1 protein-coding gene is annotated in these 1,133 nt (G+C 68.9%); it reads left to right on the forward strand.

Going from position 1 to position 1,133, the window contains the following annotated elements; all coding sequences use genetic code 11:
- Positions 1–10: 10 nt before the first annotated feature.
- On the forward strand, positions 11–1,133 hold a 1,123-nt coding region (locus PROKR_RS02270), incomplete at its 3' end, for a DNA polymerase (RefSeq protein ID WP_211239998.1).

Genomic DNA, 1,133 nt, shown 5'->3' on the forward strand with positions numbered 1-1,133 from the left:
GAAGGCGATCGTGCGAGCCCTCCGGCAGCCGCGGCACTTCACCCTCCATAACGCGCCTTTCGACCTCCAGGTCATCGACCACGACTTCGGCGTGACGATCGAGGAGCTCGGCCCCCGCGCGTTCGACACGCGCATCATGGCCCACCTCCTCGACCCGCGGCAGCGGCACGAGGGGGGGACGGGCCTGAGGCTGAAGGAGCTCGCCGAGATCTACGTCGACCCGACGGTGCCCGACACGGAGAAGGAGCTACACGCGATCTTCCGCAAGGAGTACAAGGCGACGAGGGAGACCGGCTGGGCGCTGATCGACATCGACCACCCGGTCTATGTCGAGTACGCCGGCCTCGACCCGCTCGCGGCCCGGCGCCTGTTCGACGAGCTCGCGCCGATGGTCCGGGACCTCGGGCTGAACCACCTCTCGCAGTTCGAGCACCACCTCGCGACGCTCCTCGCCTTGCTTCAGCGCAAGGGAATGCTCCTCGATCTCCCGTACGTGGAGAAGCTGACCGGGGACCTTGCGGCTGAGGCGGCGGAGCACGAGGCACGCGCCGCGCGGTACGGCGTGGCGAACGTGAACTCACCTGTGCAGGTCGCCTCCGCGCTGGTCGCCATGGGCGAGGAGCTCACCGAGGAGACCGACGGCGGTGCGCTGAAGGTCTCCAAGGAGATCCTCCTCCCGCTCGCGGATCTGGACCTCCAGTGGGAGCGCATGGAGTCTCGCGAGCCGAACCCGCTCGCCGACGCTCGTCGCCCACGCGAAGCGCGCCGGCAAGTGGGCAAGTCCTACGCGCAAGCCTTCCTCGACCTCCGCGACCCGGACGACCGCATCCACCCCGTGATCGGTGGCCTCCAGGCCCGCACCGCGCGCATGTCCGTCTCGACCCCGCCGCTTCAGCAGCTCCCCTCCGGTGACTGGAAGATCCGCCGGTCGGTCATCGCCGAGCCGGGGAATCTGATCATCGCCGCCGACTACGCGGCCGTCGAGATGCGCGTCCTCGCGGCGCTGGCGGAGGAGCCGACCATGATTGAGGCGATCCGGGCCGGCGAAGACCTCCACTCCTTTACGGCGAAGATGGTCTACGGCCTGGACTTCACGAAGCGGCACCGCAAGATCGCGAAGGCGGTCGGCTTCG

It is taken from the genome of Promicromonospora kroppenstedtii DSM 19349, from assembly GCF_000515355.1.
GTDB classification, from domain to species: domain Bacteria; phylum Actinomycetota; class Actinomycetes; order Actinomycetales; family Cellulomonadaceae; genus Promicromonospora; species Promicromonospora kroppenstedtii.